This window comes from uncultured Victivallis sp. (assembly GCA_944389935.1).
Lineage (GTDB): Bacteria > Verrucomicrobiota > Lentisphaeria > Victivallales > Victivallaceae > Victivallis.
In genome coordinates, this window is the sequence record CALXOE010000017.1 from 13,991 (window position 1) to 39,753 (window position 25,763).

Sequence of the window (25,763 nt, forward strand, 5' to 3'; positions counted from 1 at the left end):
CAGCACATGTTCCGGAGTTCGGATCACCGCTTGAGTGCGCGGCGCATATCGAGATCGTCCTGCCGTTTGCGCAGCGTTTCGCGCTTGTCGCTGTGGGTCTTCCCCTGGCAGTAGGCGATTTCGATTTTCACGAGTCCCTGCTTCAGGTAGACTTTCAGCGGTATGAGCGTCCCCCCTTTCGTGCCGAGCCACTGAGCGAGTTTGAGGATCTCGTTTTTGTGCAGCAGCAGCCGGCGGGTCTGCTTGGCCACATGGTTGAAGCGGTTGCCGAACCCGTAGGGGGCGATGTGCATATTTTCGAGCCACGCCTGATTGTTCCGGATCGTGACATAGGAGTCGGTCATTGTGATCGACTTCGCCCGGCAGCTCTTGACCTCCGTTCCGACCAGCTGCACACCGGCCTCGAACCGTTCGATGATGTTATAGTCATGAAAGGCTTTTTTGTTGGTCGCAAGGACCGGTTCGTCCTGATTCCGTCTCGGCATGGCTCTTCTCCATTATGCTTCGGTTTCGCGCAGGAAATTCCGCGCGCGCTCTTCAAACGCCTTGCGCCGGGGCAGGTTTTTCGGCGTGAGTGAGGCGTTGAACTTCCGGAGCAGTTCGAGCTGTTCCGGCGTGAGGCCGACGGGACTCTCAACCATCACCCGCACATGCAGATCCCCGCGCGCACCGCCACGGAGCGACGGGACGCCTTTTCCCTTGAGCCGCAGCACGGTTCCGGACTGCGTCCCCGGCGGAACACGCATTTTGGTCTTTCCGGTCAAGCTCGGAACTTCGACCGTCCCGCCGGCGACAGCGGCTTCATAGGAAATCGGAACCTCGCATTTGAGATCATTTTCGTTGCGCTGGAAGACCGCGCTCGGCCGGACGTGAATCACGACATAGAGGTCGCCCGGAGCGCCGCCGCGCAGTCCGTCCTCTCCCTTGCCTGCTACCCGCATCTGCGAACCGGTGTCGACTCCGGGTTGAATGCGCAGCGAGAACGACTTCTCCTGACGGATTCTCCCCTGGCCGTGACATTTGTGGCACGGTTTCTCGATGATCTGACCGGTCCCCTGGCATTTCGGGCACGGTTGCTGAATGCTGAAAAATCCCTGCGAAACATTGAGCCGGCCGCGCCCGCCGCACTGGGGGCACGTCTTGCGGCCGGTCCCGGGTTCGCATCCGCTGCCGGAGCAGTCGGGACACTCGACCAGCCGGGGGACCGTGAGTCGTTTTTCAGCACCGTAAACCGCGTCCTCAAAGTCGATTTCAAGGTCGTAACGCAGGTCGTTGCCGCGCATGGGGCCATTCGGGTCGCGCCGCCGCCGACCGCCGCCACCTCCTCCGAAGAGATCCTCGAACGAGAAACCGCCGCCGCCGCCACCGCCGCCGAAGAACTGGCTGAAGATGTCCTGGGCGTTGAAATCCGGACCGGCGCCGCCGTTCTGGCTGCTGGTGTAGGCATCGTGGCCGAACTGGTCGTACTTGCGCCGTTTTTCAGGATCGCTCAGCGTCTCGTAAGCGAGCGAAACCTCCTTGAATTTCTCTTCGGCCTCCTTGTTGCCCGGATTCTTGTCGGGATGGTATTTGATCGCAAGTTTGCGATACGCCTTTTTAAGGTCGTCGGCCGTGGCGTTGCGGTCGACTCCAAGAGTTTGATAAAAATCTTGAGCCATAATCTCTTATGCCTCCTTTGCGTCGGGTGCTTCCGCCGGCGCTGCCGTCTGCGGTCCGGAAGAGACGACCACTTTCGCCGGACGCAGCAGCCGCTCGCCGAAGCGGTAGCCGCCGCTCCACTCCTTGAGGATGGTCCCCTCCGGGACTTCGTCGGATGCTTCCCGCGCGACCGCTTCGTGGATGGTCGGATCGAACGGCTTGCCTACGGTTTCGATGCGGGTTACGCCGGACTCTTCAAACGCTTTCAGGTACTGATCGATGATCATCGCGAGTCCCTGCCGGATCTGTTCGATCTTGTCGGACTTCTCCGCCGCCTGACGCGCCATCATAAGATAGTCGTAGACCGTGATGAACGGTTCGAGCGCATTGGCTGCGCCGTAGATGCGGGCGTCATTGATGTCCTTGGCGCTCCGTTTACGGAAATTCTGATAATCCGCCTGAAGATAGATCAGTTTTTCCTGTACGGACGCAAGTTCGGTTTTCAGGGCATCGATCTCTTTTTTCACCGGATCCTCCTGCTGCCCGGAGGCAGACTGCGCATTGGTGTTCTGCTGTGTAACGGCTGGTTCCTCCGCGGCTTCGTTCGAGGCGGGGGCTTCCCCTTGATTCTGTTCCTGATGTTTGTGACTCATATCTGTAAAAACTCCTTTAACTGACTGGATGAATTTATAATATAAGGGAAAAGCGTCGGAAATCAATAGGAGTGATTAACAATTTTCACGATTTCACGAACTCTGACGCGGTTTTCGGGAGGAAGTTTTTCCGGTTTTTTTCAAAATGAGGCTTGTTATTTCCGCGAAATCTTTTACTTTAATACAGCCAACGTTGCGCAGTTATAAAAATTGGAGGTGTTGCAGTGGTGATACTTGGAGTGATCATTCTTGCGGTGGTCGTCGTCGCGGTGCTGATTGTGGTCGGCATGTACAATAAGCTGGTTCGCCTGAAGAAACAGGTGAGCAACGCCTGGTCGCAGATCGATGTTCAACTCAAGCGCCGGTGCGACCTGATCCCGAATCTCGTCGAGACGGTCAAGGGATATGCCGGTCACGAGAGTTCCGTCTTTGAGAAGGTCACGCAGGCCCGTTCCAACGCGCTTGCGGCGACCGGAACCGGCGAAAAGATCGCCGCTGAAACCGAGCTGACCGGTGTTCTGCGCGGGTTGATGGTCCAGGTCGAAGCCTATCCGCAACTCAAGGCGAATGAGAATTTCCTGCATCTGCAGGAGGAACTCACTTCGACTGAGAACAAAATCTCGTTTGCGCGTCAGCACTACAACGACACCGCGACGAACTACAATACCGCAATCGCGCTCTTCCCGACGAACATCATCGCCGGGATGTTCCGGTTTTCCGAAGCCGATCTCTGGCAGATCGTCGATTCGGCCGATCGCGAAGTTCCGCAGGTGAAGTTCTGACATGAGCTCCAGAAAGACCTTTCAGCAGCTGATCGCATCGAACAAGCGCAACAGCTGGTTTCTGATTGCGGGGATGTTTCTGCTGCTCGTTACGCTCGGGGTGGTGTTCGGCGGAGCTTACGGAAGCTGGCCGGTCGGGCTTCTGATCGCGGCGGGGACGGCGCTTGTCGTCTTTCTCTTCTCCTGGTTCGCGGGGAGCGGGACGCTGCTCGCGATCAGCGGCGCGCATGAGATCGCGAAAGAGGATGATCCGCAGCTCTTCAACGTGGTCGAGGAGATGTCGATCGCGGCCGGAATCCCGATGCCGCGGGTTTTCGTCATCAACACGAGTGCGATGAACGCTTTCGCCACCGGCGTCGATCCCGCTCATGCGGCGGTCGCGGTGACGGACGGACTGCGGCGCAAACTCAACCGCGACGAGCTGCAGGGGGTCATTGCGCATGAGATCGGCCATATTCGGAACTTCGATATCCGCTATACGATGCTGATGGCGGTGATGGCCGGTGCGATCGTGCTTCTGGCGGATCTCTTTCTGCGTTCGACTTTCTTTGCGGGCGGCCGCCGGCGCGGCAGCCGGAACGACGGCGGAGCCCAGGCGATCCTGCTGCTGATCGGGATCGTTCTCGCGATTCTGACCCCGGTTGTTACGACGCTCATTCAAATGGCGATGAGTCGCCAGCGGGAGTATCTTGCGGATGCCTCTGCCGTGGAGTTCACGCGCAATCCGGACGGGTTGGCCAGTGCGCTTGCGAAACTCGCGGGGGACGATGTCCGGTACGAGGCGAACCGCGCGGTCGCTCCGCTCTACATTGTGAATCCGGAATTGAAACTGCGCGGGGGCGCGGACAACTGGTTCTCAACCCATCCGCCGATCGTCGAGCGGATCAAGCGCCTGCGGGCGCTCGTCGGCTGAAAAGAACCGGATCAATCGCATCAAAAAAGGCTGCCGCATACCCGTGAGGTTTTGCGGCAGCCTGTTTTGTGATTTGTCGTCAGGCGTTTGCAAGTGCCTGGTCGAAGTCGGCCTTGATGTCTTCGATGTTCTCGATTCCGACCGAGAGCCTGATCATGTCCGGTGAGACGCCGGCCGCCTTGAGCTCCTCGTCCGTGAGCTGGCGGTGGGTCATGCTGGCCGGATGCAGCACGCTCGTGCGCACATCCGCGACGTGGACCACAATGGCCGCGAGTTTGAGGGAATTCATCACCCGTTCGCCGGCCTCCTTGCCACCTTTGACGCCGAAGCAGATCACGCCGGAACACCCTTTCGGCAGATACTTCTTCGCAAGCTCATGCTGACTGCTCGAGGGGAGGCCGGGGTAGTTGACCCAGCTGACTTTCGGATGATTTTCAAGGAATTCGGCCATCGCCTGGGCGTTTTCGCAATGGCGCTGCATGCGCACGTGCAGCGTTTCGAGTCCGAGGTTGGCGAGCAGCGCGTTGAACGGCGCCATGGGAACTCCCATGTCGCGGATGAATTGTACGCGCAGTTTCACCGAGTAGGGGGCCTCCTTGAAACTGTCCACATAGACCAGGCCGTGATAGGCCGGATCGGGTTCGGTGAAGTCGGGGAATTTTCCGTTGCTCCAGTTGAAGCCGCCCTTTTCGATGATGATTCCGCCGATCGCCATAGCGTGTCCGTCGGTGTACTTGCTGGTCGAGTGGGTCACGATATCCGCGCCGAACTCGAACGGACGGCAGAGATACGGCGTCGGGAACGTGTTGTCGACAATGAGCGGAATGCCCGCCTCATGCGCGATTGCGGCGAACCGTTCGATGTCGAGCACGATGAGTGCCGGATTGGCGAGCGTCTCTGAGAAAATCGCCTTGGTATTGGGCCGGATCGCCGCGCGGACCGTGTCCGAATCGGCATCGGGCTGCACGAACGTGACGTCGATCCCGAGTTTCTGGAACGTGTTGGTGAACAGCGAAACCGTTCCGCCGTAGAGACTCGCGACTGCGACGAAGTGGTCGCCCGCCTGGGCGAGATTGAGGATCGAGAGCATCGAGGCGGTCTGCCCGGCGCTGACCGCGACGGCGGCGACACCGCCCTCGAGTGCGGCCATTTTGCGTTCAAAGGCGTCGACGGTCGGATTCGCGAGCCGGGTGTAGAAGAATCCCTCGCGTTTGAGGTCGAAGAGATCGGCTACGCTCTGGGCGTCGTCGTACTTGTAAGTGGTGCTCTGATAGAGCGGCAGTACGCGCGGGTCGCCGTTGCCGGGCTGATAACCGGCCTGGACCGCGCGGGTCTCAAGTTTCCAGTTCTGATTCATGATGGAGTATTCCTTGTGTTGACTTTTTCTGTGATCGCCGGTTCGGTTTCCGGTACGGCGCGCATCGTTTGAGGCTTGCGCGATGAATATAATCGTTGAAAACCGAATTTACAAGCGCCAACCGGTTGCTTTTTGGCGGAAAACGGTGTACATTAATCGACCGTGAACGTAATGAGGAACAGAAACGGGCTGATTGCGGAATTTCCCGGGCGGGATGGGTTCTGCGATCCGTTCAGAACACGACAGGGGCTGTTGGCACAGAGATGAGTGCGGAAGAAGTTTTCGAGCGGGAAATCACCGTGGGCAACACCATGGGGCTGCATGCGCGCCCTGCCGCCCAGCTGGTTCGGATCGCTTCGTCGTTCGATGCGTCCATGAGTGTCGAGAAAGTCGGCGACGGGGAGGACGGCGAGGCGGATTGCCGCAGTGTGCTCTCGCTTCTGATGCTTGCGGCCGGGAAAGGCACCCGGCTGATTCTCCGTACATCGGGGCCGCAGGCCGAGGCCGCGTTCAAGGCCGCGGTGAAATTTTTCGAGTCGAATTTCGGCGAAGACGAGTAGGCAGAGGAGCTGGCGGAGAAAGATGGCACTCCCGACACAGACGATTCAGGCGATCGCGGTTTCTCCGGGGATCGCAATCGGACGCACGGCGCGGATCACCGGTCCGACCGGCAGTCTGGAACCGGAACCGCATAAGATCACCGAGGATGAGATCCCCGCGGAACTCTCCCGCTACAACGCCGCACTGGCGCTGACGCGGAAGCAGCTTGTGGAACTCCGGCAGGAGGTCCGCAACAAACTTCGTTCTCAGGATGCCGAGATTTTCGACGCGCACATCATGCTTGTCGATGACCGCACGTTCAGCGCCGAAGTGGAGAAAGGAATCCGCGAAAAACTTTTCGCGGCAGAATACGCGCTCTACCTTGCAAGCGAACATTTTGCAAACGTGTTTGCCGAGATGCCGGATGAATATCTGCGCGAGCGTGCCGCCGATATCCGCGACGTCTCCTCCCGGATTCTCTCCAATCTGACGAACATCCACGTTCACGGGCATGAGATCGACATGGATGACCGGAGGATCATTGTCGCTCATACGCTCTCTCCCTCGGAGACTGCGGGGCTTGAAACGGGAAAGGTGCTCGGTTTCGCGGTCGCGACCGGCAGCGCCACGAGTCATACGGCGATTCTCGCGCGATCGATGGGACTTCCGGCGATCGTCGGGATTCCGCCGGAACTGCCGGAACAGCTTTCCGCGGAAGACAAGCTCATCATCGACGGTTTCAGCGGAAAACTGGTCATCAATCCCGATGCCCGCACCGAAGAGGCCTACCGGCTCAAAAAAGCCGAAGCCGGTCAGATCAGAAGCCGGCTCGAAAGCGAAAACGAACTGCGGCCGGAGACGACCGACGGTTTCATCGTGCAGCTCGCGGCGAACCTCGACTCTCCGGAGAAAGTCGAAGAGGTCAGGCGCTGCGGTGCGAGCGGCATCGGGCTTTTCCGGACGGAATACCTCTTTATGAACCGGCCGGGGCTGCCGGGGGAGGAGGAGCAGTTCGAGGTCTATAAGAAACTTCTTGTCGAGTGCGACAATGCGCCGCTCATTGTGCGGACGCTCGATGTCGGCGGGGACAAGTTCAACACGAACATCTACCGGGCGAGCGAGCAGAATCCGTTTCTCGGTCTGCGCGGAATCCGGCTCTGCCTGCACGAACGGCGGGATATTCTTGAGACACAGCTGCGCGCGCTGCTGCGGGCGGGTGTGTTCGGAAATCTGAAAGTGATGCTGCCGATGGTCAGCAGCGTCCGCGAAGTGATCGAGGTGCGTTCCATCCTGGAGCAGCTGCAGCAGCAGCTCGACGCCGAGGGGAAAGAGCATGTGTCAAATCTTTCGCTCGGAGTCATGATCGAGACGCCGGCCGCGGCGCTGATGGCGGACAGATTCGCTCCGATGGTCGATTTCTTCAGCATCGGCACGAACGATCTTGTGCAGTACACGATGGCGATCGACCGCGGGAACGAGCGGGTGGCTTATCTGTACCGTCCGTCGCACCCGGCGATTCTGGAGCTGATCCGTCTCTGCGTGGAGGCGGCCCAGCGGCACAACATCTGGGTCAGCGTCTGCGGCCAGGTTGCGGCGGATGTGTATATGGTGCCGCTGCTGGTCGGACTCGGGGTGCACGAGCTGAGCATGTCTCCCGCCTCGGTGGCGGTGGTGCGGCGCGTGATTCGCAGCATGTCGATGTATGAGATGGAGCAGGCCGCGCAGGCTGCGCTCAACTGCTCGAATGCGACGGATGCGCTGGCGGTTTCGGAGGCGCTGATCAATCTGCGCGCCCCCGAGGTGGTGAATATCTGAGAAACGATTGGTATGATGGACAATAACGGGAAAGAACTGTTCAAGACGATTTATCTCTCCGGCCCGATCATGGATGAACATGAGGGAGTCGCGCGTGAATGGCGGGAGTCTGCGAAACGGCTTTTCGCAGGAAAGTACCGGCTGCTCGATCCGATGCGTCGGAAATTTGTCGATCGCGAGGTCGACAGCGCGAACGAGATTGTGGAGTTTGACCTGCTGGACGTGCGCAATGCGGACATCATTCTGGTGAATTACAGCCGTCCGAGCATCGGGACGAGCATGGAAGTGTTCTATGCGTCCCATGTGCTGGGGAAATTTGTGGTGGCGTTTTCCCCGTACGAATATCGGGAGTGCAGTCCGTGGATGGTGCGCTACTGTACGAAGATTCTGGGATCGCTCGAGGAAGCGGTGGAGTATATCAGCACCCATTTTTCCCGGGATATGGAATAGAGGAGTCGATTCATGTGTGGAATCATCGGATATACGGGGCATTCCGCTGCCGCCCCGATTTTGCTCGACGGGTTGCGGCGTCTGGAGTACCGCGGCTACGACTCTGCGGGACTGGCACTGGTCGGCGCCGGAACTCTTACTGAGATCAAGGAGGTCGGCAAAGTCGCGCGCCTGGAGGAGGCCTGTGCCGGCTTTCCGGAACTTGAAAACGACGTTTGCTGCGGCATTGCGCATACGAGATGGGCGACACACGGTGTCCCCTCGGCGGTCAATGCTCATCCGCACTGCGATGAGAAGTATGAGTTCGCGATTGTGCACAACGGCATCGTCGAGAACCATCACGAACTGCGGGCGCATCTGGAGAAGAAAGGGTATCATTTCCGTTCCAGCACGGATTCCGAGGTGATCGTGCATCTGATAGCGGAGGCTTATGAGGGGGATCTGTTGTCGGCGACGGCGGCGGCGGTCCGCCAGCTTTCGGGAACTTACGGGATCGCGGTTGTTTCGAGCCGGCATCCCGGGTTGATCGTGGCGGCACGAAAAGGCAGTCCGCTGGTGATCGGTCTGGGCGAGGGGGAGAATCTGATCGCCAGCGATATTTCCGCGCTGCTGCCCCGCACGCGCAAGGTCATTTATCTCAACGACGGCGACATCGCCGCGATCCGGCCGGACGGCATCGATCTGCGGGATGTCTCGAATGTTCCGGTCGAGCGCGAGGTCGCGAAGATCGACTGGGACGCTGCGGCGGCGGAGAAGGGGAATTTCCCGCACTTCATGCTCAAGGAGATCTTCGAGCAGCCGGAGACCGTTGAAAACGCGATCCGCGGGCGGCTCAATCTCGAGATGGGTAACGCGGTTCTGAACGGGCTGGAGCTCTCCCCGCGCGATCTCGCGCAGATTTCGCGGATCGTGATCGCCGGATGCGGCAGCAGCATGCACGCGGGGATGGTGGGGGAGTATTATTTCGAGGACATCGCCGGAATCTCGACCTCGGTTGAGCAGGCGGCGGAGTTCCGCTACCGCAATCCGATCATCGAACCGAATACGCTGGTGATTCCGATCAGCCAGTCCGGCGAGACGGCCGACACGATCGCTGCGGTCCGGGAGGCGGTCGGCAAGGGGGCGCTGGTCACGGCGCTCTGCAACGTGGTCGGTTCGACGATCGCGCGGGAGGCGGGGAGGGGGGTCTACCTCCACGCCGGGCCCGAAATCAGTGTGGCGTCGACGAAAGCGTTTTCGAGTCAGGTGGCGGTGCTGCTGCTGATGGCGCTGCTGCTCGGGCGGAACCGGCGGCTGAGCCGCAGCGAAGGCAGTGAGCTTGCGCGGGAGATCGAACAGGCGCCGGAGCTGATCCGGCAGGTGCTCGCACAGGCGGAGACGATCCGCGCGATTGCGAAGCGGTACGCGGCATTCGACGATTTCTTCTACATCGGGCGCGGCTGCCTCTATCCGACGGCGCTCGAGGGGGCGCTGAAGCTCAAGGAGATCAGTTACGTCCATGCCGAGGGGTATCATGCTGCCGAGCTGAAGCACGGCCCGATCGCGCTGCTCGATGAACGGCATCCGGTGCTGGCTCTGGCGAACGACATCCCGGGGCGGGAGAAGATTCTCGGGAACATCCAGGAGTGCCGGGCGCGGCGCGCGCCGGTTGTGGCGGTTGCGACCGTCGGAGACCGGGAGGTGGAGCAGTTGACCGATGATGTGATTTTCGTTCCGGCGTGTTCGCGCTTCATTGCGCCGCTGCCGACGGCGGTGGCGCTTCAGTTGTTCGCCTACTTTATCGCGGTGGAACGGGGTTGTGAGATCGACCAGCCGCGCAATCTTGCAAAGAGTGTAACGGTGGAATAATCATGTTTCGTTTTTTCTACAATCTGTTCATGCCGATCGGCTTTCTGTTTTACGTGCCGGGATTGTATCTGAAATACCGGAACCGTCCGGGCTGGAAAGACACGTTTTCCGAACGGTTCGGCTGCTTTTCTGCGGAGCGGATCCGGGAGCTGGAGGCGTTTCACGGGGCGGTCTGGATTCACGCGGTGAGCGTCGGCGAGGCGGTTGTGGCATTGTCGCTGCTGCGTTCATGGCGGGCGGCGCATCCGGAGCGGAAGTTCATTTTGTCGACGACGACGACGACGGGTCAGGAACTCGTGCGCAATCAGGCGCCGGAAAATACGGCGGTGATCTTCTGCCCGATCGATTTTCTCTGGATGGTTCGGAAGACGCTGAAGATCCTGCAGCCGTCGATGCTGGTGATCTTCGAGACGGAGATCTGGCCGAACCTTGTGGCCGAGACGCGCCGCCGCGGAATCCCGGTCACGCTGGTGAACGGGCGCATGTCGGATCACTCGGTGCGGGGATACCGCAAAATCCGTTTCTTTTTCGGGCCGCTGCTGCGGATGTTCAATCTGATTTCGGTTCAGACCGACGCGGATGCGGAGCGGTTTCGTTCGGTTTCGCCTGGGGCGAACGTGGTCGTCGCGGGGAATCTGAAATTCGATCAGAAAGCGCCCGCCGACCTGCCGGATGCGGGTTACGAGGCGTGTTTCGGTCCGGGAAAACACCTGATTTTGCTGGCTGCCTCCACGCATCCTGGCGAAGAGGAGCTTGTTGCCGAGACTTTTCTGCGGTTGCGCAAAGAGATTCCGGACCTGAAACTCGTGCTGGTTCCGCGCCATGTCGAACGGGCGGACGATATTGCCGCGATGCTTAAAAAGCTCGGATTGAGTTTTGTTCGCCGCAGTGCGGGGGGCGCCGGCGGAGAAACGGTCGATGTCCTGCTGGCGGATACGACCGGAGAGATGCTGAAGCTCATGAACGGCGCCGATCTCGTGATTATGGGCAAGAGCCTTGCGGGGCACGACGAGGGACACAACCTCATCGAACCGGCATTGCTCGGCAAGCCGATCGTGACGGGGCATGTGCTGCGTAATTTCCGCTTTATTCTGAAAGTGCTGCTGCAGGAGAACGCGGTGGCGACCGTGACCGGAGACGGGGAACTTTACGGGCAGCTGCACCGGCTGCTGACCGACGAGACGCTGCGGCGTGAACTCGGTGAGCGGGCCGGTAAGGCGATTCGGCGCCACGCGGGTGCCGCCGACCGCACGATCGAGGCGCTCGAGAAGCTGCTCGCGGAACACGGTGGAAAGTAATGGAATGAAATAAATGGGCGCGGAACCGGATTCCCCCCGAATTGAGTGGACAGAAAAAGGAGTTGCGATGAATACGATGACTCAGCCGGCACAGGCGAAAGCCGGAATCATCACAGAGGCGATGCGGCGCGTGGCGGAACTGGAACAGCTCCCGGCGGAGAAGATCCGCGAGGGAGTCGCTGCGGGGACGATCGTCATTCCCGCGAACATCAACCATAAGAATCTCAATCCGATCGGAATCGGCCGGATGTTGAAGACGAAGATCAATGCGAACATCGGGAACTCCGCCGTCGCGAGCTGTCCGCGGCAGGAGCTTGAGAAGCTCGAATATTCGGTGAAATTCGGAGCCGACACGGTCATGGACCTGAGCACGGGCGGGAACATCAACGAGATCCGGCGCTCGATCATCGGGCACAGTCCGATTCCGGTCGGGACGGTGCCGCTCTACGAGGTGCTTGCGCGGTGCGAAACGGTCGAGAACATGACCGAGGAGCTGATTCTTCAGGTCATGGAGGAGCAGGCGGAGCAGGGGGTCGACTACATGACGATCCACGCTGGGCTGCTGCGGGCGCAGGTTCCGGCCGCGAAGAAGCGGCTGTTGCGGATCGTGAGCCGCGGCGGTTCGATCCTCGCGGCGTGGATGAGCCGGTTTGAGAAAGAGAATCCGTTCTACACGGCGTTCGATCGAATTCTCGAAATCTGCCGCCGTTACGACGTGACGCTCTCTCTCGGCGACGGCATGCGTCCGGGGTGTCTGGCCGACGCGAGCGACGAGGCGCAGTTTGCGGAGCTCGACGTGCTCGGCGAACTTGTGCGCCGCTGCCGTGCCGCCGACGTGCAGGCGATGGTCGAGGGACCGGGGCACATTCCGTTCAACGAAGTGGCGATGAATATGAAGCGCGAACAGGAGCGGTGCGATGATGCGCCGTTTTACGTGCTCGGACCGGTGGTGATCGACTGCGCGCCGGGATATGATCACATCACGAGCGCGATCGGCGCGACGATGGCGGCCTATTCGGGTGCGGCGATGCTCTGCTACGTGACGCCGAAAGAGCATCTCGGTCTGCCGAACGCGCGTGATGTGCGCGACGGGGTGGTCGCCTATAAGATCGCGGCTCACGCGGCGGACGTGGCGCTCGGCAAACCGGGCGCGCGCGACCGGGACGATGCGATCAGCCGCGCGCGGGCGGAGTTCGACTGGGAGAAGCAGTTTGAGTATGCACTCGATCCGGAGAAAGCGCGCGAACTGCGCGCCGAGGCGCTGGCGGAACGAGATCTGCCGCCGGATCACGGTCACGGAGACGAGCGGTTCTGCACGATGTGCGGACCGAATTTCTGTTCGATCCGGATCAGCAAGGGGTTGTGAGACCGGGCCGGGCGGAGGAGCGTGTTCCTCCCGGTTCAGTCCATGTGGAAAATTTCGGTCAGCGGGGTGAATACCGGGGAGTTGTCCGGATGGACCTCCATCAGGTCGCGGTTGAAAGCCCACCACCGCTTGACGATATCGAGTTCGCCCATCCGGTCGGCGGTGTTGTCCGGGGTGAGGCGGCGGAACGCGAAGAGCGTGAGGGTCTCTTCGTCGAAGAAGATGGTGTAGTCCGATATGCCGCAGTCGGAATGGGCCTTGACGAGTTCCGGCCAGATTTCGTCATGGCGTTTGCGGTATTCGTCGATGCAGCCGGGTTTGAGTTTCATTTTGAATGCGTCGCGGATCATGATGGGCGGCCTCCTTTTTTTGGGTGTTAATGTGGCACGAAAAGCGGGAAATGCAAGCGGAGAATAGCGGTTTTTACGGAGAAACGATGTTAACGTTGGCCCGAAACATTCATGCGCTGCTCGATAAGAGCGCGGAGGAGGAACTGCGGACACTTCTGGCGGGAGCGGAACACTCGTTTCCGTTCGATCCGGTGTCCGTTCATAAACTCGGCCGGAGTGCGGTGCTGATCGCGGGCTCCCCCGGGGACCGGCGGCTGCTCGTGGTGGCGGACTGCGGCAAACGGCTGCCGGACGGATTCGAGGGAGAACGCTTTGCGCTCGATGATGGCGGCGTGTTGTTATGCTGCGGATTTTCCGCGGCGAATGCGGCGGCTCTGCGACGCCATTTCCCGTGGTGCACGCCGAAAGTAGTTCCGAAAACGGGTCGGACGGCAGGATTTGCATTCGGAGCCGGGGCGCGCGGACGGCTGGAAGCCGTGCGGGAAGCGGGTTGTTTCCCGGTGATCTCGGGGTGGCCGGATGAGGTGGTGTTTTTTCTGTTCGCCTCGGATTTCCGGGACGGGTACGCGGTGAACGGCGGTTGTGCCTCAACTCCGGCGGAGGCGGAGCGGCTTTTCCGGTCCGGTGCGACGCTGGCGTTGCTGCGGCCCTGCGGGGGAGGCGGCATGGAGGCGGATTATGCGGGAAAGCGGTTTGTCATCGGATCTGGAGTCGAGGTGTTCGACGGTGACACGGCGGCACGCTGTTGTGTCTCCTGCGGCGGTCTCGCGGATTTTGCCGCAAAACTGGGGGGAGGCGAACGGCGATGCTCTCTCGGAATCGCGCTCGACGGGGAGGAGAAGCCAACCCGTCCGGAGGAACATCTGTTTGTCGTGAGAGAGATGCGGAAGCGGAATGTGGACTTCGCGATTTTGTTTCCGCGCTGGCCGGAGGAGTCGGCGGCGTTCGGGGAGTTGCTGCGCCGTCATGCCGCGATAGCGCGCACATTCGGCGGATATCGGATTTCGATTCCGCTGGACCGGATTGCTGACGGCATGCACGGTGCGCTCCGGCAACTGGAGGATGGAATCGTTCATCTGGAGCTCGGAGAGGCCTCCGGGACGGATTTTACGAACCATTTCCACGGTTCGGGCTTGAAAGAAACGTAAATGGATGTAATATTAGAGGATAAACGCATTTTCAACAACAACCTTGTAAGGAGAAAACATGAGTTTGAATTTCATCATGGCTGACGCCGCCGCCCCGAATACCATCACCATCGGACCCGGAGCCCCGCAGGGAGCCGGCAACGCCGCGCAGCAGTCGACGGCGCAGGTCGGGCAGGCTGTCCAGCAGGTTGCCGAGCCGGTGCAGCAGAAGCCTGCCGAACAGCAGAGCATGCCGTTCTGGTCCAACCCGATCATTCTGATGCTCGTGGTGCTCGGCGTGATGTTCTTCTTCACGTTCCGTTCGCAGAAGAAGCAGCAGCAGAAGCGCCAGCAGATGCTCGACACCATCGCGAAAGGGACGCGCGTCATGCTGAACACCGGCATGTTCGGCACGGTCGTCGAGGTTCGCGAAAAGAGCTATATGGTGGAAATCGCCGACAAGGTCGTTGTGGAAGTGATCAAGAACGGCGTGGCCGAGCCGGTCACTGAAACCGCTGCTCCGGCCGAGAAAAAATAACGACGGAAACAGGACGAACGGGAATGAACAAGAGACCGTTGATTTTGCGGACGCTCATCGTGCTGGTGGTCGTGGGGGTGTTCGCCTCCGCGATTCACCCGCTGTTCGAGCGGGATTATTATGAAACGTTCCTCGGGTTGCTGGTCAAGCCGGCGGATCCGGAAGAGGCGAAGAAAGTTCAGGCGGATGCCGAGAAACTCGTGAAAGAGGCGGAGGCGCTGCGCAAAGCCGATCCGAATCTCTTCCAGTCGCAGGCGCTGCTGAAAGCCGCCGATGATTCCGGCGTGGATCTGACCAAAATGGTCAAGGGCAGTGATCTGGAAGACAACCGCGACGTGATGAGCGTGATCCGCAAGCATGCGTCGAGTTCGATCCGTCTGGGACTCGATCTGAACGGCGGTGTGGAGTTTATCCTCCAGCTTGTGCCGGACGAGGATCTCAGCAAGGAGCTTGGCGGAGAGCAGACTGAGGCGGAGAAGCAGAGTGCGGCGGAACGGCAGACCAACTTCGACCGCTATCGTGACATTGCCATTGAGACGCTTCGCAAGCGTCTTGAGGGGCAGAAGATCTTCGAGGCCGAGATCGCTCCGAGCGGTGACTCGTACGTTTCTCTGCGCGCGCCGGTCGTGGCGAAGGATGAGAAGGTCAAGCTCATGAACCTCATCAAGATGAGTGCGAAACTGAACTTCCGCATGGTGCATGAGAACAACGCACAGCTCGTGAGCGGCATCACGCCGGAGAACGAGAAGAACTTTGTTCCGCCGTTCGGTTACGAACTTATGAAAACCAGTGAGTTCCGTCCCGGACAGGCGCCGCTCGTGACCTATTACGTGGTTGAAAAGATGCCGAAGATGACCGGCAAGGACATCGTCAGCGCCCATGCGAACAAGGATCAGTTCGGGCAGCGGATGATCATGCTGGCGTTCAACTCGCGCGGCGCTGCGCAGTTCGCCGAAGTGACCCGGGAGAACATCGGCCGCTCGATGGCGATCGTGCTCGACGGCCAGCTCTACTGCGCGCCGCGGATCAACGATGCGATCACGGGCGGCAGCGCCCAGATCACCGGCCGCTTCTCGGAGGAGGAGTGCAAGAGCATCGCCGATGCGCTGGTTTCCGGCAGCTTCCCGTTCCAGATCAAGATCGACGCGGTGTTCGACACCGACCCGAAACTCGGGGCCGCGAATGTTGCGAACGGCATCTGGGTGGGCGTGATTTCGCTGCTGGCCGTGGCGGCATTCATGTGCATCTACTATCGGCTTTCCGGATTTATCGCGGTGTGCGCGCTCGCGCTCAACATCGTGCTTGTGCTTGGTGCGCTTGCGGCGTTCAACGCGACGCTGACGCTGCCCGGTATTGCGGGTATTGTGTTGACGATCGGTATGGCGGTCGACGCGAACGTGCTGGTGTTCGAGCGAATCCGCGAGGAGCTTGCCGCCGGCAAAAATCTGCGGACGGCGGTCGATCTCGGCTACAGCCGGGCGTTTTCGGCGGTGTTCGATGCGAACATCACGACGCTGATCACCGCGATCATTCTGATGTACGTCGGCACGGGCGCGGTCAAGGGATTTGCCGTGACGCTGTCGATCGGTATTCTTTCGAGCTTGTTCACGGCGCTCTTCGTGACGCGGCTGATCTTCGACTACCTCTTCGCCTACACAAAACTTCAGAAACTCACGATGATGCAGTTCTTCAAGAATGCGCATTACGACTTCCGGGCGATGCGCGGAAAGGTGTTTGCGCTCTCGGGGATTCTGATCGTCGCTTCGTTTGTGCTCTTTGCGGTGCTCGGGCGCGGGATGCTCGGGATCGACTTCACCGGCGGTACGCAGGTGTCGTTCAACTATGTCGAGCAGATTCCGCAGGAGCAGATCGAAAAGGCGCTCGCCGCCGCGGGATATGAGGGGACAGTCACCTACAAATACAATGCGATCGACGGTGCGCAGGAGATGGAGATTCTCGTGCGCGGCGATCAGACCGGGCGGATCGACTCCACGGCCAGCCCGAAAGATCTTCTGTTGAAGCTGCTGAACGAGAAGTTCCCGCAGGCGCAGTTCTCAGGCGGGCTCGAATCGAGCGTCGGCGGTCTGATCGGCCGGGAGTTCACCAAGGCGGCGTTCATCGCGATCGGGCTCTCGATCATCGGCATCGGGATCTATATTTCGCTGCGGTACGAGTTCACCTATGCGCTGTCGAGTATTCTCGCGCTGGCGCATGACGTGATCATCTCGCTGGGGATCTTCCTTGCGACGGGGCGGACGGTGTCGCTGACGGTGGTGGCCGCGCTGCTGACCGTGATCGGCTATTCGATCAACGATACGGTGGTCATCTTCGACCGCATCCGCGAGAACCGGAATCTCGGGACGTGCAAGACGTTCGACGAGAATGTGAATCTCTCGGTCAACCAGACGTTGAACCGGACGATTCTGACGAGCTTGACCACATTCATCGTGGTGTTCGTGCTGTTCCTCGGAGCGGGTGCGGCGATCAACGACTTCGTGCTCATCATGATGCTCGGCATTGTGATCGGCACCTATTCGTCGATCTGCATCTCGCCGCAGCTGGTTTCGCTGTGGCACGCGAAAGAACCCGCCGCGAACAACAACAATGTGAAAGCGGTGAAAAACTCCGAGCCGAAGAAAGCGGCCGGGGAAAGCAAATAATCCGATTGAAATTCGGATGGAGCAGCCGGCTTGTTTCTGAATCAGGCCGGCTTTTTTGACGAAACGGAAGAAAGAAAAAGGTTGAGACAATATGTTCGGTAATCTGGGCGAACTTGCGAAAATGATGTCCAAGGCGAAAGACATCCAGGCGAATCTGAAGAAATTCAAGGAGGAGATGCCGACGATGGAGTTCTCCGCGTCGAGTCCCGGCTGCCAGGTGCGGGTGACGGTGACGGGGGATTTCCGGGTGAAAGAGGTCAACATTTCCGACGAGGCGCTGAAAGACCGCGCTGCGCTCGAAGAACAGATTCTGGTTGCGACGAATTCAGCGCTCGCCGCTGCGAAAGCGACTGCGCAGGAGAAGATGAACGAAGTGACCGGCGGACTCGGCGTCAATCTGCCGGGGATTTTCTGACGGACGGGGGACGGTGTGATGCACTATCCCGAGGCGATGGAGTCGTTGATCGCGGCGCTGAAACAGCTGCCCGGCATCGGGCGGCGCGGCGCTGAGCGTCTGGCGTTGTCGCTTCTGGAGTGGGAACCGGAAAAACTCGAGTTTCTCGGAACACTGCTCGGGACGCTGCCGCAGACGGTCGGAACGTGTCCGGAATGCGGGGCGTTGGCCGATGCCGGGCAGCTCTGTGCGGTCTGTCGCGAACCGCAGCGCGATCCGGGGATCGTCTGCGTGGTTGAGACGATGGCGCAGATGTTTGCGATCGAGTCGAGCGGAAACTTCCGCGGCCGTTACCATGTGCTCGGCGGGCGGATTTCGCCGATGGAGGCGGAGACCGGTGCCGGACTGAATCTGCCGCGGTTGCTCGAGCGCGCCCGTTCCGGGAGTGTTCGCGAGGTGATTCTCGCATTGAGCAGCGATGTGGAAGGGCGGGCGACGGCGGTTTACATCGCCGGATTGCTGCGCGAACTGCCGGTACGGGTTACGCAGCCCGCGCTCGGGCTGCCGGCCGGAGCGAATCTCTCGTATGCGGATGGTGCGACGATTACGGCCGCGCTTTCCGGTCGGACCGAGGTGAAGTGATGGCGGATACGAAAAAAGTGACCAGTTACGTCTGCACAGTGACGGAGGAGCAGGCCGAGGCGCTGCGGATTCTGCTTGAGGGGCGCGGCTGGAGTTTCTCGGAACAGCCCTACGCCCGCTGGAAAGCCGTGCGGGAGAAGACGAATGTTGTCGCGTACAACTCCGGGAAATTGACCGTGCAGGGCGGCGGGACGGCGGATTTCGTGATGTTTACGCTGGAACCGGAGATTCTGCACACATTCGGTTTCGGATACGGGGAGGAGCCGAAAGTTCCGGAGGTGATCGATCCGCACGGCGGAGTGGATGAGAGCGGCAAGGGAGACTTTTTCGGACCGCTCTGTATCGCGGGAGTCTATGCGGATTCCGTGACCGGACCGAAGCTGCGCGAGATCGGCTGCTGTGACTCGAAGCTGATCAAGAGTTCCAGGAAGATCATGGAACTTGCCGCGAAGATCCGCGAAACCGTCGGCGACGGCTGGACGGTCGTAACGCTCGGACCGCAGGCATACAATCGGCTCTACGCGAAGATCGGAAACTTGAACCGGCTGCTGGCCTGGGGACATGCGCGGGTGATCGAAAATCTTCTGGAAAAAGTTCCGACATGCCCTCGTATGCTCTCGGACAAGTTCGGAGATGAACGGCTGATTCAGCGTGCACTGCTCACACGCGGGCGCGAGATCCGGCTCGATCAGCAGGTTCGGGCCGAGAGTGACGTCGCCGTTGCGGCGGCGAGCATTCTTTCGCGCGAACAGTTTCTGAAAGGAATGGCGAAACTCGGCGCCGAACTCGGAGAAGAGCTGCCGCGCGGCGCCGGGCCGCTGGTTCTGGAGACCGGGAGACGGTTGGTGAAGCGCTACGGCGCGTCGGTATTGGAACGCTGCGCCAAACAGCATTTTAAAACCTGTAACGAATTGACCGGTACTCCGGTCGGGGAGGATGAAACATGGAAGTGAACGATTTTTTCAAAACAGCTGACGGCCGGATTGCGAAACTTTACCGGCTGCGGAATAAATCCGGATTTGAGGTGGATATCACCGATTTCGGCGGGACGCTGGTCAGCATCCGGACGCCGGACCGGAACGGGAAAAGCGTTGACGTGCTGCTCGGGTTTGGCAATCCGGCGGATTATGTGGAGAACGATCCGTTTTTCGGCGCGGTGATCGGGCGCGTTGCGAACCGGATCGGCGGCGGGCGCTTCACGTTCGACGGGAAAGAGTACCGTCTGGCGTTGAACGATAGCAACGGGCTCAATACGCTGCACGGCGGCGACTGCTGGGGACGGAGATTCTGGAAAGCGGAACCGATCGATGACACGACTCTGGCGCTGCGTCTGCACAGCCCCGACGGTGATGCCGGTTTCCCCGGGGCGGTGGAGGCGACACTGGTCTACATGGTGACGGAGGCGAACGAACTGATTCTCGACTACACCGCCACCTCCGACCGTCCGACCGTTGTGAGCATGACGAACCATGCGTATTTCAACCTCGCCGGAGAGTCGGCGGGGAACTGTCTCGATCACCGCATTCAGCTGAAAGCCGACCGTCGCACGGAAATCGGGGCGGATATGGCTCCGACGGGGAACTGCCCGACCGTGGCGGGAACTCCCTACGACCTGAACAGCGGCAAAAGTTTCCGCGAGATTCTCGAGGCGCTTCCGAACGGATTTGACGACAACTTCATCCTTTCGGATGTCGACGGCGTCATGAAACGTGACGTTGTGGTCGCGAGTGCCGACTCGACCGGAATCGAACTGCGGGTCGCCACGAGCGCGCCGGGGATTCAGTTCTATATGGGATATTTTCTCAACGGAAGCGCGATCGGCAAGAACGGGAAAGGCTATCCGCAGTTCAGCGCGTTCTGCCTCGAGGCGCAGCGCTGGCCCGACGCGGTCAACCATCCCGACTTCCCGAGTATGCGGCTCGAACCGGGCCGGCCCTACAAACAGACGACGGTCTACCAGTTCGGAATCGCGAAGTAATGGGTGTGGAAATCGAACGCAAGTTTCTGCTCGCCTCGGACGGATGGCGCTCCGGGGCGGACGGGGGCGTGCGGATGGTTCAGGGATATTTCGAGCGGACGCCAAACGGGCCGACCGTGCGGGTCCGGATCGCCGGGTCGCGGGCTTTTCTGACGGTCAAGGGGGCGGCGAAGAATTTTTCCCGCAGTGAATTCGAGTATGAGATTCCGGTTGCGGACGCCGAGGCGATGCTGCGCGAATTCTGTGCGGACCGGCTCGTTGAAAAGATCCGTTACCACGTCTCCTTTTCCGGGGCGGTCTGGGAGGTGGACGAATATTTCGGCGGAAATGAGGGGCTTTTCACGGCCGAGCTTGAGCTCGAGTCGGAGGATGCCGCACTCGTTTTTCCGCCGTGGCTCGGGCGCGAGGTGACGGGAGACCGTCGCTACACGAACGGCTCGTTGAGCATAAATCCCTACCGGAACTGGGCGGATTCCGTCAAATAATTTCGATTTCGACTCCGAATGTGTCGGCGACCTTGCGAATCGTCCCGGCATGATGGCCGACGCCGAGTGCAAAGTGGTGAGTCGGGCCCGCCGCGGCCCAGCGTTTCAGGAATGTGCGCACGTCCGGCGGGAATTTTCCATGGGTATTGGTGTTGCCCGTAGGCGGAATCGGGCCGTCGATCGATTCCCCCTCGGCTGCGATGAATTTGAATTTTCCCCGCGCATTTACGCTGATGCTGAGCATCGTGATCGGGCCGGTTTGGATGTTGAATTCGACGCCGGCGCCTGACCCGGGTTTGCCGTGATATTTTTTGAGGCTGCGGATGACGGGGCGTCCGTTTGCGATATTCAGATGGTGCGGCCCGTCGTGACCGACGAGGACCGTGTCCCGTGCAAAGTCGATGGGGTGAAACTCCGCGAAAGAGCCGCCGATTTCGAGCCGGTCCATGATCAGCATCGCAATGCAGGTTTTGATGTCGAATTCTCCGCACATCGGAAAACCCGCCGCCGTGAGGAGCGAATTCCCGACGATGAAGTTCGTCACGATCCGACGCAGCAGCGAACCGGGTTCGGCTTCGTAGTAGTAGGCGAGTCCGTCGAGTTTTTTCGCCTCGACGTAGCGTTCGAGGGTGACGGCGACGACCGCTGCGGTTTCCAGATCGGCTTCGGTCAATTTTTCGGTCAGCGGATCCGAAACCGGATCGGGGGTGTCGAAGAAGGAGAGAATGCGCCTCTTCATCTCCGCAACTTCCACTCCCGCCGGATCGATTCCGCGGTAAATCGGCAGAAGTTCATCGGCTTCGCATTGTACGACGTGTGCGCCGAATGCGGCGGTGACGGCGGCGGGATCGGTCTGCATGTCGAGCATTGCCTCGAGCACATGTCCCATGTGTCCGAGCCGCGCGCGGCGCAGATCGTGCAGCACGTGAGCCACGCGGCACCATTCGGCGAGCTCCGCGTCGGCGACGGGGTCGTTTTCAAGCATGCCGAGAATAACCGGAGGTGGCTGTTTGCCCATGCGCACCGCGACTCCGGTGAATTCCGGAATCGAGCAGAGATCGTCGTTGCAGAGCTGCATGCGGGTGTTCGCGTGCTCGTAATCGAGCGCGGAAAGCGGCTGAAGCGCAACGAGGATCACGGGAATCTGCATGCGACGCGCGATCATGCCGTATGTCGCGCTCGTCGCATAGGTCAGCATGTCGACAAAGAGGATATCGAGGTCGGCGGCCTCGATCCGCGGGAGCGCTTCCGCAGCCCGCTCGGCGTTGTCGATCATACCGAAATCGAAGAGTTCAAGATGGTGGGAGGCGAGTTTGCGTTTGAGCGTCTCCTTTTTGGCGAGCAGCTCTTCGAGCAGTCCCGGGAATTGTTTCCAGTAGGTGTCGAGTCCGACGCCGAAGATTCCGGCCCGGGCGGTGAGCGGTTTGCGTCTTTCGATGATCATTCCGTCTCCTTTCCGATGTTGTGCAGGTTTTCTCATACTGTAATTCCGTTTCTCTCTCCGGCAAGGCGGCGTTTTTCCGGGGGGCGGAATTTTTATGAAACGTCAATCCTGTCCAAAGGCATTCGCTCCCGCACCTCGGGATCCTGTTCCGGTGCAGCAATGGCGTTGTAAAATTATTATTTAATTTTACATTCAGATTTGACACGATCTTTTTCATTGAAAGATAACATTTTACCTGAAAATAAAATTTGACATTTCCGTTGCAAGGCACTATATTTATAATAGTTTCAAAAGTGCCACCAGAGGTTCTTTTGGGATTCCTGGTGATTGCTTTGATTGTTGTTTTATGTGAATATACTTGATTGGAAACTACTTAGCGGATAATCAATGTATATGCTCCGAGCCGGGACGCGGAGCAGAGTCGAAAGATTGCCAACCAAAAGCGGAGGTGTATGATGGCAGGAAAGAGCATGACGAAATCGAACCGCCCGGCCAGGCGCCGGGTGACCTTCCTTCTGGAAGACGAGCCGGGAAAGGTTGTCGCCGTGGCAGGCAGCTTCAATGAATGGCTGCCGGACAAGCAGCTTGTCGACAAGAACGGCGACGGGATCTATACCGGGATGATGATGCTTGAGCCGGGAGTTTATGAGTATAAATTCGTTGTGAACGGCGAGTGGCGGCTGGATGACCGGAATCCGAATTTCAAACCGAATGATGTCGGTTCCCTGAACAGCGTGCTGGTCGTCGAAGAGAAGTAACCTCCTGTTTGTTTGACCGGGGATTTTGTCCGGTGCGGCGTTTTGCGCCAGCCGGGAACCGTGGTGGCCGTTTCGGCTTGCGGGATGGCTGTCGGTTTTTTGTTTTTTTGAATTGGAAAGGCTGAACATCATGGACGTACAATTATACAATGTCGGACCGCGCATTCCCGAAGAGCTGAATTTTCTGGAAACGCTTTCCGACAACATCTGGTGGTGCTGGCATCCGATGGCGATCGAGCTGTTCGTGCGCATCAACCCGAATTTGTGGCGCGAACTCGGCGGCAATGCCAAGCTGTTTCTGCGGACCGTGCCGCAGTCGCGGCTCGAGGAGCTTGCGCGCGATCCGGTTTATCGTCGTCATCTGCGTGTCGTTCAGGCGGATTTTGAGCGGCAGGTACAGAAAGACAAGGAGACGAAGAAACGCGATATCGCCTATTTTTCGCTGGAATTCGGCATCCACGAAAGCGTTCCGATTTTTTCCGGCGGTCTCGGCGTTCTCGCCGGAGACCACCTGAAAGCGGCGAGCGACCTTTCTCTGCCTCTGGTTGCGGTAGGTCTGCTCTATCGTCAGGGATACTTTACCCAGGTCCTCGACCGGAACGGCTGGCAGATCGAACATTATCCGGTTTCGGAGATTCACAATCTGCCGCTGGTGCGCGCCCGGGACAAGGAGGGGAACGGGATCACCATCAGCATTCCTCTGATTGACCGGCAGCTCTTCGCGGCGGTCTGGGTGCTCTGGGTCGGCAATGTGCCGCTCGTGCTGCTCGATACGGAAATTCCGGAGAATCCGCCGGATCTGCGCGAGGTTTCGTGGCGGCTTTACGGTGGTGACAAGCGCATGCGGCTGCATCAGGAGCTGCTGCTCGGAATCGGCGGCTTCAAGGCGCTGCTGGCGATGGGGTATGAGCCTTCGGTCTGCCACATGAACGAGGGGCATGCCGGTTTTCTGTCGCTGGCGCGTATTTCGCACCTGGTCAACGACTTCGGCTACGATCCGAATGTCGCGCTCGAAACGGTCTGGCGTTCCAACGTCTTTACGACGCATACGCCGGTTCCGGCCGGCAACGAGGTGTTCGACATCGGGTTGCTGCGTCCGTATCTGAACGTTTTCGCCGCGGAGGCGCATCTCGACGTGAACCGCGTGATCCGCTGGGGTATTCCGATCAACGACCGCAACCACGCCAGCGAGATGTCGATGACGGTGTTCGGGCTGCGGCTCGCGGATTACAGCAACGGCGTGAGCAAGCTGCACGGCGAGGTCGCCCGGGAGATGTGGAAGAATCTCTGGCCGCAGCGTTCGGTTTCCGAGATTCCGATCAAGCACATCACCAATGGCGTGCATATCGCGTCGTGGGTGTCGTCGCGACTCTGGGGACTTTACGAGCGCTATCTCACGCCGAAATGGGCGCACAATCCGCCGCTCGATCAGCTCGTCGAGGGGATCAATACGCTGCCGGATGAGGAGCTCTGGATGGCGCATGAACTCTGCCGTCAGTCTCTCGTCCGCCGGGCCCGCAAGCTCATTCAGAGCAATGTGCGGTATCTCTCCGGACATGGCAAGGAGGCGGATCTTGCGAAGAATGCGCTTTCGCCAGATATTCTGACCATCGGTTTCGCCCGTCGGTTCGCGACTTACAAACGCGGCACGCTGCTGCTGCGCAATCCGGATCGGCTGCTCGCGCTGTTGAAAGATACGGTGCGTCCCGTGCAGTTCATCTTCGCCGGCAAGGCGCATCCCGCCGACGATGCCGGGAAGAAACTCATTCAGGAGCTTGTGCAGTTTGCCGAGTCCCACGGCGTGCAGGATCGCCTTGTGTTTCTGGAAAATTACGACATCGGCATGGCGCGCAGTCTCACGCAGGGCGTGGACGTCTGGCTCAATACGCCGCGCCGCCCGCAGGAAGCGAGCGGAACATCCGGCATGAAAGCCGCCATCAACGGTGTGATCAACTGCAGCATTCTCGACGGCTGGTGGGCCGAGGCCTACAACGGCGAGAACGGCTGGGCGATCGAGGGCAACGACTACTACACCGAGGATGAGGATCGCGATAACTACGAGTCGCAGTTGCTCTTCAATCTGCTTGAAAATGAGATCATTCCGTGCTTCTATGAACGGTCGAACGGGGATCTTCCGGTGCGTTGGATCAAACGGATGAAGGCATCGATTGTGACCGGGCTTGGAAAGTTTTCGAGCGAGCGCATGGTCGAGGAGTACAGACGTTTCTTCTACGAGCCGGCCGAGGCTTCCTACCGCAAGCTCACCGTCGACGATGCCGCCTGCGCGAAAGCACTTGTTGCGGAAAAAGAGCGTCTGGTCGAGGCGTTCGATGGCGGGAAACTCTATATCGAACGTCCGACCGTGGACGGGAACAACCTCACGGATATGCACGTCGGAGACAAATTCAAGGTTTCCACGCAGGTCTATCTCGCGGGGCTGCGCCCGGACGAGGTCGAAGTCGAAGCCTATTACGGTACGGTCAACGTCCACAACGAGATCATCGAGAGTGGAGCTGAGAAGATGGACATGGTCGAGGAGTTGCCGGATAACAATTACCGGTTCTCCTGTGAGATCGTCTGCCAGGCGGCGGGCCGGTTCGGACTGACCGCCCGGATCAAGGCGGCGGGACATGACTGGGACAACAGCGTTCCCGGTTTCATGTGCTGGCCGCGGTAAGTGGGAGTATGCGATCGGGGAGGGCGGAGAAATTCTCCGGCCTCCCCGTG

24 protein-coding genes are annotated in these 25,763 nt (G+C 59.6%); 18 read left to right on the plus strand and 6 right to left on the minus strand.

Going from position 1 to position 25,763, the window contains the following annotated elements; translation table 11 throughout:
* Positions 1 to 23: 23 nt before the first annotated feature.
* The 3 genes from smpB to Q0J85_RS07020 are packed head-to-tail and all read right to left on the minus strand — an operon-like array spanning position 24 to position 2,291.
* Complete coding sequence (gene smpB, locus Q0J85_RS07010) at positions 24 to 485, minus strand: SsrA-binding protein SmpB (RefSeq protein WP_294479628.1); 462 nt, start codon at positions 483 to 485, stop codon at positions 24 to 26.
* 12 nt (positions 486 to 497) lie between these two features.
* The gene (gene dnaJ / locus Q0J85_RS07015; protein WP_294479630.1) at positions 498 to 1,658 is read right to left on the minus strand and encodes a molecular chaperone DnaJ; all 1,161 of its coding nucleotides are present in this window, start codon (positions 1,656 to 1,658) and stop codon (positions 498 to 500) included.
* A gap of 6 nt (positions 1,659 to 1,664) precedes the next feature.
* Positions 1,665 to 2,291, minus strand: coding sequence for a nucleotide exchange factor GrpE (locus tag Q0J85_RS07020; protein ID WP_294479632.1), 627 nt, complete (start codon positions 2,289 to 2,291; stop codon positions 1,665 to 1,667).
* A 224-nt stretch (positions 2,292 to 2,515) separates the two neighbouring features.
* On the opposite strand from Q0J85_RS07020, the gene Q0J85_RS07025 reads away from it, so the two are divergent.
* Complete coding sequence (locus Q0J85_RS07025; protein WP_294479633.1) at positions 2,516 to 3,073, plus strand: LemA family protein; 558 nt, start codon at positions 2,516 to 2,518, stop codon at positions 3,071 to 3,073.
* A gap of 1 nt (position 3,074) precedes the next feature.
* Positions 3,075 to 3,986, plus strand: coding sequence for a M48 family metallopeptidase (locus Q0J85_RS07030; RefSeq protein WP_294479635.1), 912 nt, complete (start codon positions 3,075 to 3,077; stop codon positions 3,984 to 3,986).
* A 79-nt stretch (positions 3,987 to 4,065) separates the two neighbouring features.
* Here Q0J85_RS07030 and Q0J85_RS07035 read toward each other — a convergent pair whose 3' ends face one another.
* Positions 4,066 to 5,343 (minus strand): O-acetylhomoserine aminocarboxypropyltransferase/cysteine synthase family protein, encoded by a 1,278-nt coding sequence (locus tag Q0J85_RS07035; protein ID WP_294479637.1) that lies wholly within the window; start codon positions 5,341 to 5,343, stop codon positions 4,066 to 4,068.
* Between the two features lie 263 nt (positions 5,344 to 5,606).
* Between Q0J85_RS07035 and Q0J85_RS07040 the strand changes: the two genes are divergently transcribed.
* The 6 genes from Q0J85_RS07040 to thiC all read left to right on the plus strand — a co-directional run bounded on the left by Q0J85_RS07040 (position 5,607) and on the right by thiC (position 12,660).
* Positions 5,607 to 5,903: an HPr family phosphocarrier protein gene (locus Q0J85_RS07040; protein WP_294479638.1), complete on the plus strand. Its 297-nt coding sequence runs from the start codon at positions 5,607 to 5,609 to the stop codon at positions 5,901 to 5,903.
* Between the two features lie 22 nt (positions 5,904 to 5,925).
* Positions 5,926 to 7,698 (plus strand): phosphoenolpyruvate--protein phosphotransferase, encoded by a 1,773-nt coding sequence (gene ptsP / locus Q0J85_RS07045; RefSeq protein WP_294479640.1) that lies wholly within the window; start codon positions 5,926 to 5,928, stop codon positions 7,696 to 7,698.
* A gap of 12 nt (positions 7,699 to 7,710) precedes the next feature.
* Positions 7,711 to 8,148, plus strand: a complete 438-nt coding sequence (locus tag Q0J85_RS07050; RefSeq protein WP_294479642.1) for a hypothetical protein — start codon at positions 7,711 to 7,713, stop codon at positions 8,146 to 8,148.
* A 12-nt stretch (positions 8,149 to 8,160) separates the two neighbouring features.
* Positions 8,161 to 9,996 (plus strand): glutamine--fructose-6-phosphate transaminase (isomerizing), encoded by a 1,836-nt coding sequence (glmS, locus tag Q0J85_RS07055; protein ID WP_294479643.1) that lies wholly within the window; start codon positions 8,161 to 8,163, stop codon positions 9,994 to 9,996.
* Positions 9,997 to 9,998: 2 nt separating this feature from the next.
* On the plus strand, positions 9,999 to 11,294 hold the full coding sequence (locus Q0J85_RS07060; protein WP_294479644.1) for a 3-deoxy-D-manno-octulosonic acid transferase: 1,296 nt from the start codon (positions 9,999 to 10,001) through the stop codon (positions 11,292 to 11,294).
* A gap of 67 nt (positions 11,295 to 11,361) precedes the next feature.
* Complete coding sequence (gene thiC, locus Q0J85_RS07065; protein WP_294479645.1) at positions 11,362 to 12,660, plus strand: phosphomethylpyrimidine synthase ThiC; 1,299 nt, start codon at positions 11,362 to 11,364, stop codon at positions 12,658 to 12,660.
* A 35-nt stretch (positions 12,661 to 12,695) separates the two neighbouring features.
* On the opposite strand, the gene rhaM is transcribed toward thiC, so the two are convergent.
* Positions 12,696 to 13,010 (minus strand): L-rhamnose mutarotase, encoded by a 315-nt coding sequence (rhaM, locus tag Q0J85_RS07070; protein WP_294479646.1) that lies wholly within the window; start codon positions 13,008 to 13,010, stop codon positions 12,696 to 12,698.
* 86 nt (positions 13,011 to 13,096) lie between these two features.
* On the opposite strand from rhaM, the gene Q0J85_RS07075 reads away from it, so the two are divergent.
* The 8 genes from Q0J85_RS07075 to Q0J85_RS07110 all read left to right on the plus strand — a co-directional run bounded on the left by Q0J85_RS07075 (position 13,097) and on the right by Q0J85_RS07110 (position 20,834).
* Positions 13,097 to 14,158, plus strand: a complete 1,062-nt coding sequence (locus Q0J85_RS07075; RefSeq protein WP_294479647.1) for a tagaturonate epimerase family protein — start codon at positions 13,097 to 13,099, stop codon at positions 14,156 to 14,158.
* Positions 14,159 to 14,216: 58 nt separating this feature from the next.
* Complete coding sequence (gene yajC, locus Q0J85_RS07080) at positions 14,217 to 14,675, plus strand: preprotein translocase subunit YajC (protein ID WP_294479649.1); 459 nt, start codon at positions 14,217 to 14,219, stop codon at positions 14,673 to 14,675.
* A gap of 23 nt (positions 14,676 to 14,698) precedes the next feature.
* Complete coding sequence (secD, locus tag Q0J85_RS07085; protein WP_294479651.1) at positions 14,699 to 17,335, plus strand: protein translocase subunit SecD; 2,637 nt, start codon at positions 14,699 to 14,701, stop codon at positions 17,333 to 17,335.
* A 91-nt stretch (positions 17,336 to 17,426) separates the two neighbouring features.
* Positions 17,427 to 17,750, plus strand: a complete 324-nt coding sequence (locus Q0J85_RS07090) for a YbaB/EbfC family nucleoid-associated protein (protein ID WP_294479653.1) — start codon at positions 17,427 to 17,429, stop codon at positions 17,748 to 17,750.
* 18 nt (positions 17,751 to 17,768) lie between these two features.
* On the plus strand, positions 17,769 to 18,371 hold the full coding sequence (gene recR, locus Q0J85_RS07095) for a recombination mediator RecR (protein ID WP_294479701.1): 603 nt from the start codon (positions 17,769 to 17,771) through the stop codon (positions 18,369 to 18,371).
* Positions 18,371 to 19,324 carry a ribonuclease HIII gene (rnhC, locus tag Q0J85_RS07100; protein WP_294479655.1) on the plus strand — a complete coding sequence of 318 codons (954 nt, stop codon included), beginning with the start codon at positions 18,371 to 18,373 and terminating at the stop codon, positions 19,322 to 19,324. Before recR ends, rnhC begins: the two co-directional genes overlap by 1 nt.
* Positions 19,315 to 20,349 (plus strand): aldose epimerase family protein, encoded by a 1,035-nt coding sequence (locus tag Q0J85_RS07105; protein ID WP_294479656.1) that lies wholly within the window; start codon positions 19,315 to 19,317, stop codon positions 20,347 to 20,349. The genes rnhC and Q0J85_RS07105 overlap by 10 nt, the downstream gene beginning before the upstream one ends.
* On the plus strand, positions 20,349 to 20,834 hold the full coding sequence (locus Q0J85_RS07110) for a CYTH domain-containing protein (protein ID WP_294479657.1): 486 nt from the start codon (positions 20,349 to 20,351) through the stop codon (positions 20,832 to 20,834). The genes Q0J85_RS07105 and Q0J85_RS07110 overlap by 1 nt, the downstream gene beginning before the upstream one ends.
* Here the strand turns inward: Q0J85_RS07110 and Q0J85_RS07115 are convergent.
* Positions 20,827 to 22,278: an L-fucose/L-arabinose isomerase family protein gene (locus Q0J85_RS07115; protein WP_294479658.1), complete on the minus strand. Its 1,452-nt coding sequence runs from the start codon at positions 22,276 to 22,278 to the stop codon at positions 20,827 to 20,829. The two genes, Q0J85_RS07110 and Q0J85_RS07115, sit on opposite strands and share 8 nt — an antisense overlap.
* Positions 22,279 to 22,748: 470 nt before the next feature.
* Between Q0J85_RS07115 and Q0J85_RS07120 the strand changes: the two genes are divergently transcribed.
* Positions 22,749 to 23,036, plus strand: coding sequence for a glycogen-binding domain-containing protein (locus Q0J85_RS07120; RefSeq protein ID WP_294479660.1), 288 nt, complete (start codon positions 22,749 to 22,751; stop codon positions 23,034 to 23,036).
* Between the two features lie 130 nt (positions 23,037 to 23,166).
* Positions 23,167 to 25,713 carry an alpha-glucan family phosphorylase gene (gene glgP, locus Q0J85_RS07125; protein ID WP_294479661.1) on the plus strand — a complete coding sequence of 849 codons (2,547 nt, stop codon included), beginning with the start codon at positions 23,167 to 23,169 and terminating at the stop codon, positions 25,711 to 25,713.
* The last annotated feature ends 50 nt before the right edge of the window (positions 25,714 to 25,763 follow it).